Origin of the sequence: Ochrobactrum sp. A-1, from assembly GCF_022488005.1 — a bacterium.
Taxonomy (GTDB): Bacteria; Pseudomonadota; Alphaproteobacteria; order Rhizobiales; family Rhizobiaceae; genus Brucella.
In genome coordinates this window covers 53,902-72,799 of the sequence record NZ_JAKVQC010000007.1, presented here as the reverse complement: position 1 = coordinate 72,799, position 18,898 = coordinate 53,902, and the positions used below count along the sequence as shown (strand labels likewise).

The window sequence follows — 18,898 nt, the reverse complement described above, 5'->3', positions numbered from 1 at the left end:
GAACCATATCGATTCCAGCGCGTTCATGCGGCTCGGAAGGAGAATGAATGCATGCAAATTATCGATGCTCTGGTCAAAAGATGCGGCGAGGAAAATTCCTATCAGGTAGAATTCATCGGTGAAGATGGCGAAACTGTTTGCGTATCCTTCCGCCACGATTCCGAAGAAGAGTTGAGCCACCATGACGCCATTGCGAGCGCGCTTGCCAAGATGGCGCCGCTCACGGCTTATGGCGCGGCTTTTATCAGTATCCTGTCAGCCAACAAATTGAACACAGCCGCCACGGCGGCCTGACGATTTCCGATTGAAAAGCCCTGCGGTCCGGCCGGATTGCGGGGTTTCTTGTGTTTATTTATCTGACCTTTGTGAAGCGCTTTAGGATTGATATCCCTTCCAAAATTGCCTAGCTGCTTGACAGGAGCGAGGCAAGTGACGGAGGCTTGGACATGAGCGAATTGGCCAACTGGCTATCGGACACGCATCCGATCACACGAAAGAATGCGGCGGAAGTCGTGTTCGACGATATTCGCTCGGCCATCACATCCGGTCGCCTTGCCATAGGCACCCGCCTGCCCTCCGAAGCCCAACTCGCTGGCCGGTTCGGCGTCAGTCGCCCAATCGTCCGTGAGGCGCTGCGATCACTACAGACGCTAGGGCTAACCCAGACCCGGACAGGTAGTGGCACTTATGTCCTGAATACTTCCCCCGTGAGCGAACTGAGTTATGGCGGCTATTCGGCGCGTGATCTGATCGAGGCGCGCCCGTTCATCGAAGTACCGGCGGCGGGTTGGGCAGCACTGCGCCGCAGCGTCGGGCAACTCGCCCACCTGCTTGAGCTTTGCGACAAGATGGACCGCCAGACGGACCCGCAGAAATGGGAATTGCTCGATTCCGAATTTCATTGCGCTATTGCTGAGGCTTCCGGCAACACAGTCTTCTCCAAGATCGTCGCCGATGCCCGCGAAGCACTGATCCAGCAATCCGAACTCGTCAATCTGATGTCTGGTCGCCGTGAAGCGTCAAATGTCGAGCATCGCCGTATTGTCGAGGCCATTGAGGCTGGATCGGAAGCCGAAGCCCGTGCAGCGATGGAAGCCCATCTGAGCAAGGTCAAGACAGCCGTGACGACGATCATCGGCAAGGATGAAGTCTGACGCCACAAGGCGGTGGCTTTGCACAGGATTCGCGCAGATTATTCGAGCCAATCCGGCTTGGCGCAGCATTTTCCTGCCGAATAAGCACAAGCCGGTAACACTCTCTTCCTGCTGATTTTTTCCCTACCAGCCTTTTCTGAAATTGGGTGCCGAGCTTCTCATTTGAAGCTGAATACTTGACGTGCGTTCTGCGATATGCGTTAAAACCGCCTCCAAAATCTGTCATGCAGCTTTACAGAATACCCATCAAATGGGGATGAATTCCATCGCCTCATTGAATGACCGGCGGCGTGCCCTAATTGGCCTTTCACGCCGAACGGTCGCCCGTCGAAACCGCGCTCTCAGGGAGGAGCAATGCCAATCGAAACAATGAAAGCCACCCCGGCCGAACGCGAAGTGTTCATTGAAGAGGACCGCGGTTATCACAAAGCCTTGAAACCGCGGCAGATTCAGATGATCGCGATTGGCGGCGCAATCGGAACCGGGCTCTTTCTCGGCGCGGGCGGACGCCTGGCGCTGGCAGGTCCCGCCCTGGTCTTCGTCTATGCCTTGTGCGGCTTCTTTGCGTTTCTGGTTCTGCGCGCCTTGGGCGAGCTCATCATGCATCGTCCCAGCTCCGGTTCCTTCGTCTCCTATGCCCGCGAGTTCTACGGCGAAAAGCTGGCTTTCGCGGCAGGCTGGATGTACTGGCTCAACTGGGCCATGACATCAGTTGCAGACGTGACGGCAGTTGCGCTCTACATGAATTTCTTCAAGCATTATGTGCCCTGGCTGCAGGGCATCGACCAATGGGTATTCGCCCTGACGGCGCTTGTCATCGTGCTTGCGATGAACCTCATGTCGGTGAAAGTGTTCGGCGAACTGGAATTCTGGTTCAGCCTCGTCAAGGTCATCGCGCTCGTAACGTTTCTTGTCGTCGGCATTTACTTTGTCGTTTCCGGCACGCCGATTGACGGTCATCCGGCGGGTTTCAGCATCATTACCGATAGCGGAGGTCTGTTCCCCAACGGCATATTGCCTGCCTTCATCATCATACAGGGCGTGGTTTTCGCCTATGCATCCATCGAGTTGCTGGGCACCACGGCTGGAGAAACCGAAGACCCGCGCAAGGTAATGCCCCGCGCAATCCGCACCGTGGTCTTCCGACTGCTTGTCTTTTATGTGGGTTCGGTCCTGCTGCTTTCGCTGCTTCTTCCCTACACCGCCTATTCCGCTGGCGAGAGCCCGTTCGTGACCTTCTTCGGCAAGATCGGCGTCGAGGGTGCGGATATCATCATGAACCTCGTCGTCCTGACAGCAGTGCTGTCGTCGCTGAATGCCGGGCTTTATTCCACGGGACGCATCCTGCATTCCATGGCAATATCCGGTTCTGCACCTGCTTCGCTGGCCAAGATGAACAAGAACGGCGTTCCCTATATGGGCATTGCGGTTACCGCCGTCGTCACCGTGATTGGTGTCATTCTCAATGCCGTCGTGCCTGCGGCTGCGTTCGAAATCGCGCTTAATCTCTCCGCTCTCGGCATCATCACCGCGTGGGGCGTCATTGTCCTCTGCCAGTTGAAACTGTGGCATCTTGCGCGTCGCGGCGAAATCGTGCGCCCGGATTTTCGCATGTTCGGCGCGCCCTATACCGGCATCCTCACACTCGCATTCCTGCTCGGCGTACTCGTTTTGATGGCGCTCGACTATCCGGTGGGCACCTGGACGATTGCTTCGCTGGCGATTATCGGCCCGGCCCTCATCCTCGGCTGGTATCTGATGCGTGAACGCATCCATCGACTCGCTGCTGAACGTGCTGTAGACGCCAGCATTCTTGGTAAGTGAGAGGATTCGGAAATATGACGCTTGCAAAGCCTTCCATAATGGTGATCGCCACTGGCGGCACCATCGCCAGCAAGCGCGGGGAAGACGGCGCGAGCACACCGGTCCTGACCGGTAAGGATTTGCTGGAATTCGTACCGGGCCTTGAAGCGGAGCTTCGTCCTGTCGATCTCATGGCGAAGGACTCTGCTAGCCTTACCCTTTCCGACATGCAGCGCATCAGTGATGCTGTGGGTTCGGGCCTGCAGGATGATGACGTCGATGGCGTCATCGTCCTGCACGGAACGGATGCCATGGAAGAAACGGCGCTGCTGGTACATCTGCAGCGTCGCATCAGCAAGCCGGTGATTTTCACCGGAGCGCAATTTACCGCCGATCATCCGCAGGCGGACGGGCCGGAAAATCTCGCTGCCGCCATTCAGCTTGCCTGCAATCCGGCCAGTGCCAACAAAGGTGTCCTTATTGCCTTCGGCGGACGGATTGTTCCTGCTTGGGGGGCATACAAGTTCAGCAGCGACAGTACTGACGCCTTCCGCTCTGCACGCATGATCCAAATCCAAAGCCCTGTGCTTCCAGCCCCTGTCGGTGACCGCCGGATCGACACGATTGCCCTGTATCCGGGCTGCGACGCCCTCCACATCGAAGCGAGCATTGCAGCCGATGCCAGCGGCGTGGTTCTTGCGGCGCTGGGGTCCGGCAACACTACGCCCTGCGTTGTCGAAGCTGTCCGCGAATGTACACGCCGCAATATTCCTGCCGTCGTTTCAAGCCGCGTGCCAGAAGGCCTGTTGACACCCGGCTATGGTGGCGGCGGAGGCGGATATGATCTTGGCGAAGCCGGAGCCATTCACGCACATACGCTTCGCCCAGGTCAGGCTCGCATCCTGCTTGCCGCATTGATCGCCAGCGGCAGTTCCAAGGATGCGATGATCCACGCCTTCAGCGACGACTGGAAAGCAAGTTAACAGTTCGCGCGATATCTCACCGCTCACCGCATAACCAAGATCGTTATCCGTCCAGTAAAGGATTTCATCGCCATCACTTGACGGCGAAACGAAAACTCGTGTCACGATTTTCCGAATTACGGCCAACGATCAACGTCAAAAAATTGTGTTTCCTGTTTCCGGTAACCGTTGCAGCCATTGATTAGCAGATCCAGAGTATTATATATAGCTATACATATAATAGATGGCTATACAATGTCCCAATCAAAACACGATCTCGAAGCGGCTTTCACGATGGAGCTTTCCACGGCCGCACGCAAAATGCGCAATCTGTTTGATTCCCGCGTCCGTGAGCGCGGACTGACGCTGGCGCGCGCCCGTGTGCTTGTGCTTCTGACCCAGCAGCGCGACTGGAACCAGCGCGAGCTGGCGGATGCTCTTGAAATCGAGCATCCCTCGGTAGTGCGTCTTCTGGATGGCCTTGAGAAGCAGGGATTGATCTATCGCAGCGCGGTTGAAAGCGACCGCCGTGCGAAACGCATTGAACTGACGGATGAAGCACAGGCGCAAGTACGCGAGCTGCAAGAAATCACCCACCGCATGCGATCCGAACTGCTGCAGCGCGTAGACAGACAGTCGCTGGAAACGGCGCTATCGGTGCTTCAGGAAGTCAGCCAGACAGTAGAAGCGACCCTCGCGGGCAAAGACCGCTAAAACCATGTCGGAAGAAGGCAAAGATCGGCAGGGACAAGAGGCTGCGCCGACGCAGGCTGCAACGCCTTCGGTTCCGCATATGCCGGTTTACATGTCGGCCATCTATATCACCGCGTCTGTCCTCATGTGGTCGACACGCGGCCTCAGCATGTATTTCATCTCGGCCAATACACAGCAGATACAGGGATCACTCGGCGCGACGCTGACGGAAACCTCCTGGCTGGTAGCGGCCTATATGGCGCCTTACGCCAGCCTGACGATCCTTCTCGTCAAGATCCGCACGCAGTTCGGCCTGCGCCGGTTTGCGGAAATTGCGATCGCGGTCTTCCTGATTTCCTCGTTGCTGCATCTACTTGTCTACGACATCTGGTCGGCAATCCCGATCCGCTTCATTGCGGGCGCTGCCGCAGCACCGGTCTCGACCATCGGCTTTCTTTACATGCTGGAAGCCTTTCCGCCCGCCAAGAAAATGACGTGGGGGCTCAGCCTTGCGCTGACCTGTTCGGCGGCAGCAGGCCCACTAGCACGTGTCATTTCGCCATTGCTGTTCGATATCGGCCAATGGCAGCAACTCTATATGGTCGAGATCGGCCTGTCGCTTGCAGCCTTCGCCGTCGTCTATGTCTTGCCGTTAACGCAGGCGCCGCGCGCGAAAGTGCTGCACTGGCTGGATTTCGTCGCTTACGGCCTGATCGCCATCGGCTTTGGGCTTCTCGCGGTGGTTCTGGTTCAGGGAAAGAATTACTGGTGGTTCGAAGCCCCGTGGATCGGCGTATGCCTTGCGATCTCAATCGCAGTCCTCGCTTGCGCTGCCGCCATCGAACTCAACCGCGAACAACCGCTGATGAACCTGCACTGGCTGTTCTCGCCGGAAATTCTGCGCTTCACGCTGATACTCTTCGTCTTCCGCATCGTGCTTGCCGAACAGACGACCGGCGCGGTCGGCCTCTTCCAGGCATTCGGTCTGCAGGACGGCCAGAGCCGTGGCCTCTATCTGGTCATCCTCGCCGCGTCGCTGGCGGGCGGCATTGCCTGCGGCATGTGGATGAAGCTGGAACGCGTATCGATCATTTTCGGGCTGGCGCTCGTCTTCATCGCGATCGGGGCCTTTCTGGACAGCCATGCGACAAACCTGACCCGTCCGCATAATGCCTATCTCAGTCAGGGACTGATTGCTTTCGGCGGCGCTCTGTTCCTGCCCCCGGCCATGCTTGCAGGCATTACCAAGGCGCTGAAACAAGGGCCGACCTACATGACGAGTTTCATCGTCATCTTCCTGTTCACACAGAACATTGGTGGCCTTATCGGCTCTGCCGTGTTCAGCACCTTCATCGCGATCCGCGAGAAATACCATTCCGCCTATCTGGTGGAACAACTGGTCATGTCCAATCCCGTGGTCGCCCAGCGCGTTCAGGCACTATCCGGCACCTACGCAAAGGTTCTGGCTGACCAGGGACTGACGAAGGCAGAAGGGCTGGCGCTTCTTGGACAACAGGTCACCAAGGAAGCGACAGTGCTGTCCTATAACGATGCTTTTCTCGCGATCTCCGTCATTGCGGTGCTCTCACTCGCCTGCCTGATCGCCTATCGCCTCTATGAAAACATGCACGCCCGCCGCCAAAGTGCTGCGATGGCTGGTTAAATCGACGAGTATTTGAAAATGTCAGTTGGAAAACAGTATATTCGTGGCGGTCTTGCCCTCATCATCGGCCTGGCAGGCGTTCTGATGGTGCTCTGGGCGTGGCAGTTGCCGCCTTTCAAGCACAGCGTCGAGACCACCGATAACGCTTATGTCCGCGGACAGGTAACGGTTATCAGCCCGCAAGTCGCTGGCTATGTCACCAAGGTCAATGTCAACGACTATCAAACCGTGAAACAGGGCGACCTCCTGTTCGAGATCGACAGCCGCAGCTATCAGCAGAAGCTGGATCAGGCGCTTGCCGCACTCAACAGCAAGAAGGCAGCGCTTGCCAACTCAGAACAGAGCCAGCGTTCAGCCGAAGCAACGATCCAGTCGCGGCAGGCGCAGATTTCCGGCGCCAAGGCAGCACTTGAGGTAGCTGAGGCCAATGCGAAGCGCGTCGAAGCCTTGCTGCCGCGCGGCGTGACGACGCAAAGCTCTGCCGATACAGCACACGGCACCCTGCTTCAGGCACAAGCTTCTGTTGACGAAGCCCAAGCCGCACTGGCCGTTGCCCAACAGGACCTGCAATCCATCATCGTCAATCGTGACAGCCTCAATGCCGATATCGCCAATGCGGAAGCGACCGTTGAACTGGCGCGGATCGACCTGCAGAACACCCGCATCATCGCCCCGCGCGACGGTACGCTCGGCGAAGTGGGCGTCCGGCTCGGTCAATATGTGACGGCGGGAACGCAGCTCGTGTCCGTCGTCCCGAAGACCAAATGGGTGATGGCGAATTTCAAGGAAACACAGCTCTACGGCATGAAGGTCGGCCAACCAGTCACTTTCACCGTCGATGCGCTGCGTCATGCAGAGTTGACGGGGCATATCGAAGCCTTCGCACCCGCTGCCGGTTCTGAATTCAGCGTCATCAAGTCGGACAATGCGACCGGCAATTTCACCAAGATCACGCAACGCCTTTCCGTTCGGATCGCCATCGATGAAGATCAACCGGACGCCGCGCATCTGGCACCCGGCATGTCGGTGGTCGTCCGTGTCGACACCAATGCGGAACCGATTAAAAATTAGAAAAGCCGCAGCTTACGGGCATGGAAAGCTTCGGCATAAGTTTCGGGCGCGCGGCATTCCATGCCGCGTAGCCGGGCAAGACCGCGAAAGGTTTCCGGATCGAACCAATCCTTCGAGCGCTGTGTGCCGAAGTGCTTCATCAACAGTTCGATCTTGCGATCCATCATCACAGCCGGTAGCGCCGAATAGGCGTTCGGCTGGCCCAGATCGCCATCCCATTTCGGAATTTCATATTCAAGGATCACCTGATCCCGAAACAGGTTCCATGTCAGCTCGTTGATCGTACGGTGATCCTGATGAGCATCGCCATGGCGATGAGTGAAAACCATATCCGGTAGCCCTCTTCCGCGCTGTTCAATCAGCCATTGCTTGATTTCGCGGCTTTGCGCCGGGAAATAGCTATCCTCGAAAGAGGCCAGATGGATGTTGAAACTGTCTATCCCGCGCAGAAAATCGCGTGCGGAAGCCTCTGCCTCCGCGCGCCTTGTCTCGTTCCCCGACAGAACACACCATTCGACATGCAGCGGCGTTCCGCTCTCGATCAGGCTCAGAAGCGTGCCGCCGCAACCGATCTCGATATCGTCGGAATGCGCGCCCAGACAAAGCAGCTGAAGCGGACGGCTGTTATTTGCCAGTGAGCGCAGATCGATCATAGCGCTATCGCGACATTGGTGGCCCGACGTGCGGCTTCTTCCGCCTTGTGCCTCTTCCAGGGCATGTCACCCTTCTCCACCATATCTTCAAGCGTCTGCCAGTCACGCAGCGTATCCATGGAGCGCCAGAAGCCCTCATACTTATAGGCCATCAACTGGTTTTCAGCGATGAGACGACCGAAGGGCTCGAGCACCAGTTCCTCCCCTTCGCGCATATAGTCGAAGATTTCCTTGCGGAAGAGGAAATAGCCACCATTGATCCAGATATCGGAGGTGTTCGAGGTTCGGAAAGCCCGCACGTCGCCGCCTTCGGCAATATCTGCAAGGTGATAGGTCAGCGGCGGACGGACGGCGAGAAAGCAGGCAATCTTACCGCTGGCTCGGAAACGTTCCGTCATGTCGTCGAGATCGACATCGCTGAGACCGTCACTGTAATTGGCGAGGAACATATCTTCATTTGCTACATGCGATCGGGCGCTCCAGAGCCTTTCACCGATATTGCGCCAGATACCCGTATCGAGCAGCGTAACGCTCCAGTCGCGATCCACTTCCTCGAGCAGTTGCACATTGCGCCCGCCATCCGAAACCACACAGTCCGCGAAGGTTTGCGGACGGATCGTCAGGAAGAAATCCTTCACGACATTGGCCTTATAGCCCAGACACAAAACAAACTCGTTGTGCCCATAGTCGCTGTAATATTCCATGACATGATGCAGGATCGGCTGATGACCGAGCGGGATCATCGGTTTCGGGACATTCTCCGAATACTCGCGGATTCTGGTTCCAAGACCGCCGCAGAACAAAACGACTTTCATGACTTACCGCTCCTCTGTGAGTAATGCCGGGTCAATCAAGGTGACGTGCGGGATGGGAATGATGAACTTCGCACCCCATTCGACCACATGCTGCATCTGCCGGATGATCTCGTCCTTGAAATTCCACGGCAGAATGAGGATGTAATCGGGCCGGTATTTGTCGATTGCCGACACATCGTAGATCGGAATGTGCATGCCCGGCGTGAAACGCCCGTGCTTGTAGGGATTGCGGTCAACCGTGAAGTCCAGGAAATCCGTGCCGATGCCGCAATAATTCAGAAGCGTGTTGCCCTTGCCCGGCGCGCCGTAACCGCAGATGCGTTTTCCAGCATTCTTGGCTGCGATCAGGAAGGACAGGAGATCGCGCTTGGTGCGCCGCGTCTTTTCGGCAAACTGCTCATAGGTCGAAATCTCGTTGAGGCCGAAACTCTCTTCGCGCTTCAGAAGAGCTGCAACACGCGGCCCCGCCTTCCGCTTGCTGCTGTTATGCGCAAGATACACCCGGAGGGACCCGCCATGGGTTGGCAGTTCCTCCACGTCGATAATCTTGAGGTGATGGCGATGCGCCATATACCGGATCGTCAGCAACGAGAAATACGAGAAATGCTCGTGATAGATCGTGTCGAACTGGTTCTGCTCGATCAGATTGGCGAGATGCGGAAACTCCAGCGTAATCACGCCCTCCGGCTTCAACAGCAGTTGCAGGCCGCGCACAAAGTCATTGAGATCAGGGACTTGCGCCAGAACGTTGTTGCCGATCAGGAGGTCGGCCTTGCGTCCCGCGCCCACCAGTTCGGCGGCGAGCGTCGAACCAAAGAAATCCACGCGCGTCGGCACGCCCTTGGCAATTGCGGTCTCAGCCACATTGGCAGCCGGTTCGATACCGAGGATCGGGATGCCCTTCGGCAGAAAATGCTGCAACAGATAGCCATCATTGCTGGCAATCTCGACCACGAAGCTATTCTCGTTCAATCCCAGCCGCTCGGTGATCTCGTCGCAATAGGTCTTTGCGTGGCTGACCCAGCTCGTGGCGAAGGACGAAAAATAGGCATATTCAGTGAAAATTTCTGCAGGCGAGAAATACTCCTTCAGCTGCACCAGATAACAATGGTCGCAGACGAGCGCATAGAGCGGGTAATAGGGCTCCATACGGTCAAGGCGATCCGCCGTGATGAAGCTCTCGCAAGGCGGTGACATCCCAAGATCGACGAAAGTATGTTTGAGTAATTTACCGCACAGGCGACAGCCGGTCTGCTCTTGCGCCATGCTCGTGCTCCGCGAAATATCCGGCGTCTGGATGGTCATACGTCATTCCTCGCCTCGTCGAACCTTTTGGCTGGTCCGTTATGGGTTGATAGAGTTGAACTCCGATCCGCGTCGGATAACCAAAATTACTAAGCGGCCTAAAAATTTCCGAGACTGTCATCAGGAGCGAGCCGTACATACGATCGGGCGCAACATTCACCGGACGGACTATGCGGTGTAGATACCCAATCTTCGCCCAATGGCGGCAGGGGCGTAGTCGCCTACCTCATTCGGACAGTTTGGCCTCATCCGGAAGGCTATTCGGATGCATCGAAGAAGGTTCTATCGCCCGGCAATCCAGCTGTCAGAATGCAAATGGCTGCAATCCGGGGCAAATCATGCGTTTCACTTCGCTCAATATCGACGGTGCCTGGTCTATCGAGCCGGAAAGACTTGAAGACGAACGCGGCTGGTTCGCGCGGGTCTATTGCGAAGCTGCATTCGCCGAGCGGCAGATGGAAACGCATTTCCCGCAGCACAGCCTGTCTTTCTCGCGCGAAGAAGGAACACTGCGCGGCCTCCATTATCAAAACGAACCGCATTCTGAGACCAAGCTCGTCACCTGCCTGCAGGGCGTCATATGGGATGTTCTGGTCGATCTGCGCCCGCATTCGCCAACCTATCGGCGCTGGACCGGCGTGGAGCTGTCTGCCGAAAACGGCGTGCTGCTTTATATCCCCGAAGGATGCGCGCACGGTTTTCAGACCCTGACGCCCGATGTGCTCGTGCGTTACATGATCTCGAAGCCCTATGCACCTGACTATGCGACAGGTTTACGCTATGATGACCCGTCGCTCGGCATACCATGGCCAAACAGGCCGAGTGTCATTTCCGACAAGGATTTGGCCTGGCCGCTGCTTTAACGTTCCACCAGTAAGCCTGCCTCGCGGAGCCGGGCAGCCGCGTCGGCGAGGGTTACAAATGGCAGTTTCGCACGCTCTGCCATATCAAGAATGGAATGCTCGCCATCTGCCAGATTGAGCACCCATAACAACGCCATTGCGTTCTGTGCAGAGCGGCTATCCCCACCCATGTTTCCATAGAGTCCACGTCTTCCAAGCTGCGGCTCTCCCTTGGGTGAGGTATTCAGCGGACGCCAGTTTCGTTCAGCAATTTCAATAGCCTGCAAGACCATGTTGAACGACTGCTCAAGATACTCCGGTTTGATGAAATCGAGATTGTCGGCCGATGTGTGATATTCCGGAAAGGTGCCATAAAGGCTGCGCTGGAACATGCCGACCGGCAGATTGAATCCCGGCGAACAGAACTGGCGCTCGTCATAGCCGTAAGGCCAGAAATCATGCATCGTCGCATTGGTGCACTCACCGAGTACGAGGCCCATGATGCGATCAATCTCCGCGTCGCCGCGACGGCTGCGCTTGTAGTTCGGCCCGCCAGCATCGCCGACGCAGGACAAGACCAGCCCGTGGCGGACCAGCCCCAGTTGCGCCTCGTTATGCCTGAGCCACGCAAGAGCGCCGAAAGTCGCCGGGCCGAAAAGCAGTCGATAGGTCAGGCGCGTGCGCCGTGATTGCAGAACCTCACCAAGGCGGGTCAGCAGTGCCAGCCCCGAGCAGTTATCGTTGGCCAGCGACGGATGGCAGAGATGGGCCGACAGGATGAAGGTCTCGTCGGTGTCCCCCTCGTGAATGAACTCACCGAAGGTCAGAAAACCGTCGCGGCGCTCCGCATCGATCACGACGTCATAATCGTCCTCCTGCATGGACAGAAATTCGTTATGCGCCATACAGAACCCCCAGCCCTCCGCGTGATAACAGGTGCGGTAGGGAATGAGGTCCGGCTGGTCGGGCAGCGTATGAATATGCTCCCTCAGTGCACTGAGCGGCATTCTTTCCCGCACCGGCACGCTGAAATTCACCACATGCAGATTGTGCCGGGCAAAATCGACGACACGATTGCCGTTCATATCCGCAATATAGGCCTCACGAATAATCCACTCCTGCGGCGCTTTCCAATCGTAAAGCGGTGTACCGGTCGGAACCTGATGGACTGTCAGCGGCAGATGTTCCCCGATGATGGCAAGCGTTTCGCGCACGCCATCGCCGGCGAGACTGCGGCAGACTGGATAAAGCCGAGCAGCAAGGTCGTAAATGGCCATCCCGTTCGATACCGGCGGAATGGCTGTTTCAATGCCTTTGCGCCCTGCCCCCGTATCCATCACGCAGTTGCCCGAAGCTGTTGCGGTTCCTCGTCGGCACGCCGCAGATCGGCGTCCAGCACGCCTTCCGCAATCAGCTTGCGGATATGAGCGATACGCTGGAAGCGTGGTCCTTCAAACTCCTCAAGTGTCAGCGTAGAACGGCTATAAGCGGCAAGCAATTCACGCGCGCCGGCAACGGCATCCCATTCCGGTTTCGCTTCCGGCAGCACGCGCGCCAGCTTTTCAAAACTGACACGGTAGGAGCGCGTATCCGGCCCGGCATCGTCCGCATATTCGATACGGCAATCGGGAACATTGTCGGCGACGATGCCCGCTATATCTCGAATGCGGTAGTTGTGCTCCGTTGATCCGACATTGAAGGCCTCGTTCCAGACTTTTTCGCGCGGGGCTTCCATGGCGGCCATGAAGGCGCGGGAAATATCGCGAATATGCACGATGGGTCGCCATGGCGTGCCGTCGGACTTGAGATAAATCAGCCCTTTCGTCACTGCCCAAGCCACTAGATTGTTGAGCACGATATCGAAGCGCAGGAAGGGTGAAACACCGTAAGCCGTTGCTGGACGCAGATAGACCGGACAGAAGCTTGCATCCGCCAGTTCCCGGATTTCCTGTTCTGCCCGCACCTTGGACCGGCCATAGGCCGTCACCGGTTTCAGCTCGCCGGTCTCATCGATCAGATCGGCATCGCTGATACCGTAATTGCTGCAGGACGAAGCAAACAGAAAGCGCCCCACCCCTGCCAGCTTGGCGGCCTTGGCCATCGCGACGCTCGCCCGATGATTGATGTCGTAAGTCAGTTCCTCATTGAGATTGCCAAGCGGATCATTGGAGAGCGCAGCAAGATGAATGACCGCGTCGAACCCTTCCAGATCGCGTGGCGACACATCGCGCACGTCCTTTCGGATGGTCGGCACGCTCATGACGGCGCCGCCTTCTTCAAAACGGCAATGTTCGTAAAGACCGATGTCATAGCCGGACACCTCATGCCCCGCATTTGTGAGGACCGGCACCATGACCGACCCGATATAGCCCTGATTGCCCGTAACCAGTACTTTCATGTCCGACTCCTCAAGCTTTGATAAATGCATGTTAGCCAGAGAGGACAGGAGCGACGACTTGACCGAAGGCATGTCCGGTTAGGACAAGCGTTTATGAAAAGCGTGAAAGGGCGTATCGCCTACCTCTTTTGGATGTCCTGCAGGCGCCTGGCGTTGCCGATCAGCAGAAGCCAGTCAGTTCCGCCACCGGCATTTTGCGCCTGCTTGGGTGTGTAGGTCGCAACCGATCCCTCAAGCTTTGGTTGGCCCGCATCCGCGAACGTGCCGGAAACCGGGTCGTACCAGACAGCCTGCCAGCCTTGTTTGACAATAGCTTTCTGCACCGCAAAACCACCGGCATCGCCATAGATAACCGACAAGGTACCGTCGGGCAGTGATGCGGCATAGTTTCCCGCGCCTGCCGAAATGGCTCTACTGCTATCGGGTTGGAGTTGCGACCATGGCAGTTTGTCGAAGAGTTTCTTTAATACCGTCATTGACCGCGCGCCGGCACTGTCGAGGGCTTCCTGCCAGCTTCGATCAGCAGTGGAGATCCCCGGTCCCGTGAAATGCCAAATCGGGTTGTTACCAAAGAACTGCCCGGCAGCACCCGCCAACAGCGCGCCATAGGCATTACGGCGGATCATCCGCGTAGTCGTCCCCCGCTCGAACTCATAGCCCGCTTCCAGCAAAATGACAGGCATTTCAGCCGCTTTTCGCCGTTGAAAAACCGCTGCATGAACATCGTCATATGTATAAACCGTATCGAAACTCAACCAGGGCCGGTCGCCCCAGAGTTCAGCCGTATTGCTATTGCGACCCGAATGTACCGTCAGAAGAGCGCCGGGAACAATACTTGAGATTCCATCGGCCAGACTGGAAACCAGCCGTCGATCAGGATCATCAAAATCCCCGCCCAAGACCCAGACAACATTATGAAACTCCGCAAATCGCTGAGCTATCGTCTGGCCATAGACACGCATTTTCTTGGGACCAGCAGCCTGCGCCTTGGAGAACCAACCCTGGTTGCCGCCGTTCACCCCAAGGTAGGCGGGCGCGAGAAAAACGACTAAGCCGAGTTCTTCCGCCCTCCCGATCACCCAGGCGGCGTGATCGAAATATTTCGGATTGAGTTCACCGAAGGCATCGCTCTTGAACGGCTTCTCGCCATAGGCATTGGCGGGCGGGTGACTGGAGAAGTAGTGTTCGACCAGACTGACCAGAATGGCGTTGAAGCCGCGCTTCCGGCGATCTTGCAGATAGGTTTCGACATCTTCGCGCTTCAATTCCGCAATCAGCGACCATGCGGTATCACCCTGCAACAGAAGCGGCCTGCCCGTTGCATCCTCGAATACGCGCCGTTCCTCACCAACTGTGATTGGAAACAGATCGGCGGCATATGTCGGCTTCGTTGCCGACCACAGCAGGGTTGCGGCGATCAGGACCGCTGCGAAGTGCTTCATCGCATCGTCGGCGGATAAGTCGGCGCTTCATTGAAGCGGCGATAGACCACCTGCGAAGGGCGTCCCGTCAGATAGGAAGTCACACCATCGTTCAGTGCCCGGACATAGATGTCGAGCGCGCCGTCGATTGCATCCACCGTTCGCGCAATATCCGTGTCGCTATGGGTATAGCTTACGACCAGCGACGGCATCAGCACGCCACGCCGGATTGTCTCCTGAAGAAACAGGGTGCGAAATGCCTGAGATGGCTGCCCCTTCTCGTCGAGCGTTCCATATGCAAGGCAGCACGGACGCCCGAACAGGCGAAGGTGGTTCTGCAGGCCATGGCTGGCAATTGCCGCATTCACGCCCTCTGCCAGTTTGGAGCCTTGTTCGTGAAGCCTCTCGATCACCGGTTCGTCGCGATAAATCGTCATCGTGGCAATCGCAGCAGCCATGGCATGGGTCTCCGCGCCATGCGTGGTCGAAAGCAGAAAAACGCGCGGATGGTCGGTCTGGGTCAGACCGCCAAGCTGCATATATTCCGCCTTGCCTGCCAGCGCTGAAATCGCAAAGCCGTTGCCCAGCGCCTTGCCGAAACAGGAAAGATCAGGCTCGACATCATAGAGCTTCTGCGCCCCGCGCAAATGCCAGCGAAAGCCGGTAATCATCTCGTCCAGAATGAACAAGGCCCCGTTTTCGTGGGCGATACGCCTTGCTTCCTGCAGGAAGTTGTTTTGTGGCTCGTCGGCCTTTGCGGGTTCAAGGATAATGGCCGCGATACGTCCCGGATAATCCTCGAACAAGGCTTTCACGCTCGCAATGTCATTATAGCGGAACGTTGCCGTCAAAGCCGAGACCGACGCCGGAATGCCCGCATTCATCTTCGTTGTGCCGATAAACCAATCGTCGGTCGAAAAGAACGGATGATCGGCACAGCAGGCAATCATGTCGCGTCCCGTATAGGCGCGCGCAAGTCGTACCGCGCCCGAAGTCGCGTCCGAGCCGTCCTTGCAGAACTTCACCATTTCCGCTCCGTCGATCAGCTCCAGAAAGCTCTCCGCGCATTCGACTTCGATGGCGCTTGGACGCGTGAAATTGCAGCCATCCTGCAAGGCGTCACGCACGGCGCGCACGACGGGTGGATAGGCATGGCCCAGCCCAACCGCACGATTACCCATGCCGTATTCGATATATTCATGGCCGTCGACGTCGAAGACATGCGAGCCGGAGCCGCGCTGGATGAAGCCGGGTGCCAGAACGGGATACTGGTCGTCGCCCTTGGCATAGGTGTGACAGCCGCCCGGTATCAGCGCGTGCGCCTTGGTGGCAAGCAGTTGAGAATTGCGAAACTGCGATGTGAAAAGGTTCATGCCCTTCTCCTTTGTTATTCACGGTTCATGCTGTCGACCATCCGGTGTGCAAGCGCTCGCGCATCTGGCGCAGCCAGTTCTTCACCGGCTTCGGCAAACGGCTGCGCAGACTGGAATGAAGCGCGTTCGGCATCGACCATTGCGAAAGCGCCAGTGGCGGCGCGATAGCAGGGCGCTCCTCCGCGAGTTTCTCAAGGAGGCCTGCGTAAGCGCGCCCGGCAGTATCATTGTTGAAGACTGTTTCAACCTTCTGTTGGGCGGCATCCGCCAAACCCGCAAGCATTTCACGGTCGCGTGCAAGCTGCCCGATATGGCGTGCTGCCTGACGAAAATCGCCGACGGGAAACAAAAGCCCGTCCTTTCCATCGGTGACGATCATATCGGTCACACCGGCGATCTTCGACACGACCGCCGGACAGCCCTGGCTCATTGCTTCGATGAGCGTGAGTCCGAAACCTTCAAAGCGTGACGGCATGACCATGACGTCATGCTGGCTCACCAGCCAGGGAACATCGGAGGGCGCAACCCAGCCGTTGAAACTGACCTTGTCGCCAAAGGGCGCAAGACGGTGGCGCAGTTCTTTCAGATCGGGACCATCTCCGGCGACGGTCAGATGATAATCACAGTCGAGCTCACGCAGGATGTTCGGAAGCCAGAATATGCCCTTTGAGTTATCTTCCATGCGTCCCAGATAGAGCAGCCGCAGCGGACCGCGTCCATCGTGCCTCGGAACATTGCGCGAGAGATGGATATCCCGGTTCAGCCCATGCGGGATGACCAGCGTGCGCGCCGCATCGAAACCGTGCTGGCGCACGAGATCGTCGCGGCAGCGTTTTGAAACTCCCACAGTTGCATGAACATGATCGCGGATTGCCCTCGCCGCCGCATAGGTGCCGGGCGTGATATTGTGCACGATCATGATACGCAGAATATCGGCAGGCAGATAGCGCACCAGATTGGTTTCGAAACGATGAGAGAGGACATTGACGAAAACGGCGTCAAAACGGTTCTCGCGCAGGAAGCCAACCATGCGCTTGGCGCGGGTTTCTTCATCCAGCACCCCCATCCCGTCGATGACATCACCCTTGCGAAGGGAATCCTCCAGCCCTTGTCCCGTCGGCACGCTGATCGTATCGCCAGCGGCACCCGAGGCAAGCCATCGAAGCTCAACGCCCGACTGGCCAAGCGACGAACGCAGACGCGTGAAGACCGAATAAGTCCCGCCTATATGGGGACGGACAAAGTAAGCACATTTCATCGCCACAACCTTGTTGCCACAGGACATTTCAAGGGAGACAAGACTTCGAGGGAACAACTCCCTCGAAGCCTTACTCCGGTATATCGGGGGGCAATGGATATACCGCTGGCCAGTGTATCGAAATTGCTTTGCCGCGCATTTCGGCTATGAGGGGTACTCCCCCTCCTACAATAGAGGATGGTGTTCACCCTTCTGCCAGTTTTCCTGACAACGCGTCCGGCATTAGCCTGTTGCTACAACAGGAGAAACGCATATGAGAATTGGGCTTTTCGGGCAGTTCGGTTCCGGCAATACCGGCAATGACGGTTCGCTGGAAGCCATGTTGCAACTCCTGAATCGTAACTGTCCCGACGCAAAACTCGTCTGTATCTGCTCCAAGCCCGATGTCGTCGAGCAGACGTTCGATCTCCCCGCCCGTCCGGTTTCTCAACCGGAACCATCAAATTGGCTACTGAGTGCAATCAACAAGGCGTTATTGCACTTTCCTCGCCGAATAATCGGCTTTATCTGCGCGCTCTTGCTTGCCTCCCAGCTCGATCTCATCGTTGTGCCGGGTACCGGGATACTCGACGACTTCAACGAAAATCCCTTCGGCTGGCCGTTCGCAGTGCTACGATGGTCCCTCGCAGCCAAACTTGCCAGCACGCGCCTGATTTTTGTATCGATCGGTGCCGGCCCCGTCGATCGTCCATTGAGCCGGCTCTTCATCCGCTGGGCTTCAATGTTGGCGTCTTTCCGTTCCTATCGAGACCAGATCTCCCATGACTTCACGAAACAGCTAGGCGTAAACTCCACTCAGGATTTCGTCAGCGCAGATATCGCCTTCGCATTGCCGACGGTTCCGGATGAAAAGCCGGGCAGCCCGGATCAATGCGTGGGCATCGGCGTGATGATTTATCGAGGATGGAAAAAGAATGAAAAGGACGGCGACGCCATCTACGAGCAATATGTTGCCAAAATAACCACGCTGGTAAAAAAGCTTCTGGCCAGCGGTCGTCAGGTTCGCCTGCTTATTGGCGGCAAGGGTGATATAGAGGCCGCCCGTGACGTATTGGAGCAGCTTGCACCAGCCGAAGCGAACAATGTCATATTTGAACCATCCGCGTCCCTGCACGACCTCATGCAGCAGATTGCCAAGACAGACATCGTTATTGCCAGCCGTTACCATAACGTGGTCTGCGCTCTTGCCATGGGGCGTCCCACAATCTCGCTGGCTTATGCGAGCAAGAACGATGCATTGTTGCAAGATACCGGATTGGCAGCATTCTGCCATCGGATCGAAAACTTCGATCCTGAAACCATACTCTCCCACGTTGAAATTGCTTTCGAGCAGCGCACGATATTGGTCAAGAAAGTGGAGGCCGGTGTACAAGGGTATCGCAGCCGGTTGGCAGGGCAGGAAGAAATTCTTTACGCCACTTTTCTCGACACGGCCAAGGAGACGGTGAATGTCGCCGTTCCATTGCCGCGCCCCAACTAGAGCATTT

17 protein-coding genes and 1 pseudogene are annotated in these 18,898 nt (G+C 57.0%); 9 read left to right on the top strand and 9 right to left on the bottom strand.

Annotated elements, in window-relative coordinates; translation table 11 throughout:
* Positions 1 to 51: 51 nt before the first annotated feature.
* The 4 genes from MKS82_RS18405 to MKS82_RS18390 all read left to right on the top strand — a co-directional run bounded on the left by MKS82_RS18405 (position 52) and on the right by MKS82_RS18390 (position 3,940).
* A complete protein-coding gene (locus tag MKS82_RS18405) occupies positions 52 to 294 on the top strand; it encodes a hypothetical protein (RefSeq protein WP_109987548.1) in 243 nt (80 codons plus the stop codon).
* A 152-nt stretch (positions 295 to 446) separates the two neighbouring features.
* A complete protein-coding gene (locus tag MKS82_RS18400) occupies positions 447 to 1,154 on the top strand; it encodes a FadR/GntR family transcriptional regulator (RefSeq protein ID WP_109987418.1) in 708 nt (235 codons plus the stop codon).
* Positions 1,155 to 1,508: 354 nt separating this feature from the next.
* Positions 1,509 to 2,978 carry an amino acid permease gene (locus tag MKS82_RS18395; RefSeq protein ID WP_109987419.1) on the top strand — a complete coding sequence of 490 codons (1,470 nt, stop codon included), beginning with the start codon at positions 1,509 to 1,511 and terminating at the stop codon, positions 2,976 to 2,978.
* A 14-nt stretch (positions 2,979 to 2,992) separates the two neighbouring features.
* Positions 2,993 to 3,940: an asparaginase gene (locus MKS82_RS18390; protein WP_109987420.1), complete on the top strand. Its 948-nt coding sequence runs from the start codon at positions 2,993 to 2,995 to the stop codon at positions 3,938 to 3,940.
* Here MKS82_RS18390 and MKS82_RS18385 read toward each other — a convergent pair.
* Positions 3,938 to 4,079, bottom strand: a pseudogene (locus tag MKS82_RS18385) (anti-sigma factor family protein); the annotation flags it as partial. The gene MKS82_RS18390 and the pseudogene MKS82_RS18385 sit on opposite strands and share 3 nt — an antisense overlap.
* Before the next feature lie 95 nt (positions 4,080 to 4,174).
* Here MKS82_RS18385 and MKS82_RS18380 point away from each other — a divergent pair.
* Genes MKS82_RS18380 through MKS82_RS18370 form a run of 3 tightly spaced genes read left to right on the top strand, consistent with a single transcriptional unit; the run spans position 4,175 to position 7,346 of the window.
* Positions 4,175 to 4,633, top strand: a complete 459-nt coding sequence (locus MKS82_RS18380) for a MarR family winged helix-turn-helix transcriptional regulator (protein WP_109987421.1) — start codon at positions 4,175 to 4,177, stop codon at positions 4,631 to 4,633.
* 4 nt (positions 4,634 to 4,637) lie between these two features.
* A complete protein-coding gene (locus tag MKS82_RS18375; RefSeq protein ID WP_109987422.1) occupies positions 4,638 to 6,275 on the top strand; it encodes an MFS transporter in 1,638 nt (545 codons plus the stop codon).
* Positions 6,276 to 6,293: 18 nt separating this feature from the next.
* Entirely contained in the window at positions 6,294 to 7,346 is a 1,053-nt protein-coding gene (locus MKS82_RS18370) for an HlyD family secretion protein (protein WP_109987423.1), read from the top strand.
* On the opposite strand, the gene MKS82_RS18365 is transcribed toward MKS82_RS18370, so the two are convergent.
* The 3 genes from MKS82_RS18365 to MKS82_RS18355 are packed head-to-tail and all read right to left on the bottom strand — an operon-like array spanning position 7,343 to position 10,119.
* The gene (locus MKS82_RS18365; protein ID WP_109987424.1) at positions 7,343 to 7,999 is read right to left on the bottom strand and encodes a PIG-L deacetylase family protein; all 657 of its coding nucleotides are present in this window, start codon (positions 7,997 to 7,999) and stop codon (positions 7,343 to 7,345) included. The two genes, MKS82_RS18370 and MKS82_RS18365, sit on opposite strands and share 4 nt — an antisense overlap.
* The gene (locus MKS82_RS18360) at positions 7,996 to 8,814 is read right to left on the bottom strand and encodes a sugar phosphate nucleotidyltransferase (protein ID WP_109987425.1); all 819 of its coding nucleotides are present in this window, start codon (positions 8,812 to 8,814) and stop codon (positions 7,996 to 7,998) included. The genes MKS82_RS18365 and MKS82_RS18360 overlap by 4 nt, the downstream gene beginning before the upstream one ends.
* Positions 8,815 to 8,817: 3 nt before the next feature.
* Entirely contained in the window at positions 8,818 to 10,119 is a 1,302-nt protein-coding gene (locus tag MKS82_RS18355) for a class I SAM-dependent methyltransferase (protein ID WP_109987426.1), read from the bottom strand.
* Between the two features lie 338 nt (positions 10,120 to 10,457).
* On the opposite strand from MKS82_RS18355, the gene rfbC reads away from it, so the two are divergent.
* A complete protein-coding gene (gene rfbC, locus MKS82_RS18350; RefSeq protein WP_109987427.1) occupies positions 10,458 to 10,982 on the top strand; it encodes a dTDP-4-dehydrorhamnose 3,5-epimerase in 525 nt (174 codons plus the stop codon).
* Here rfbC and MKS82_RS18345 read toward each other — a convergent pair.
* From MKS82_RS18345 to MKS82_RS18325, 5 genes are all read right to left on the bottom strand, one after another.
* Complete coding sequence (locus tag MKS82_RS18345) at positions 10,979 to 12,298, bottom strand: DUF4910 domain-containing protein (RefSeq protein ID WP_109987428.1); 1,320 nt, start codon at positions 12,296 to 12,298, stop codon at positions 10,979 to 10,981. The genes rfbC and MKS82_RS18345 overlap by 4 nt on opposite strands.
* Positions 12,298 to 13,359, bottom strand: coding sequence for an NAD-dependent epimerase/dehydratase family protein (locus MKS82_RS18340; protein ID WP_109987429.1), 1,062 nt, complete (start codon positions 13,357 to 13,359; stop codon positions 12,298 to 12,300). Before MKS82_RS18340 ends, MKS82_RS18345 begins: the two co-directional genes overlap by 1 nt.
* Positions 13,360 to 13,478: 119 nt before the next feature.
* Positions 13,479 to 14,801 (bottom strand): apiosidase-like domain-containing protein, encoded by a 1,323-nt coding sequence (locus MKS82_RS18335; RefSeq protein WP_109987430.1) that lies wholly within the window; start codon positions 14,799 to 14,801, stop codon positions 13,479 to 13,481.
* A complete protein-coding gene (locus MKS82_RS18330; protein WP_109987431.1) occupies positions 14,798 to 16,153 on the bottom strand; it encodes a glutamate-1-semialdehyde 2,1-aminomutase in 1,356 nt (451 codons plus the stop codon). Before MKS82_RS18330 ends, MKS82_RS18335 begins: the two co-directional genes overlap by 4 nt.
* Positions 16,154 to 16,178: 25 nt before the next feature.
* Positions 16,179 to 17,411 carry a glycosyltransferase family 4 protein gene (locus tag MKS82_RS18325; protein WP_109987549.1) on the bottom strand — a complete coding sequence of 411 codons (1,233 nt, stop codon included), beginning with the start codon at positions 17,409 to 17,411 and terminating at the stop codon, positions 16,179 to 16,181.
* 253 nt (positions 17,412 to 17,664) lie between these two features.
* Between MKS82_RS18325 and MKS82_RS18320 the strand changes: the two genes are divergently transcribed.
* Positions 17,665 to 18,891, top strand: a complete 1,227-nt coding sequence (locus tag MKS82_RS18320) for a polysaccharide pyruvyl transferase family protein (protein WP_109987432.1) — start codon at positions 17,665 to 17,667, stop codon at positions 18,889 to 18,891.
* Positions 18,892 to 18,898 lie beyond the last annotated feature (7 nt).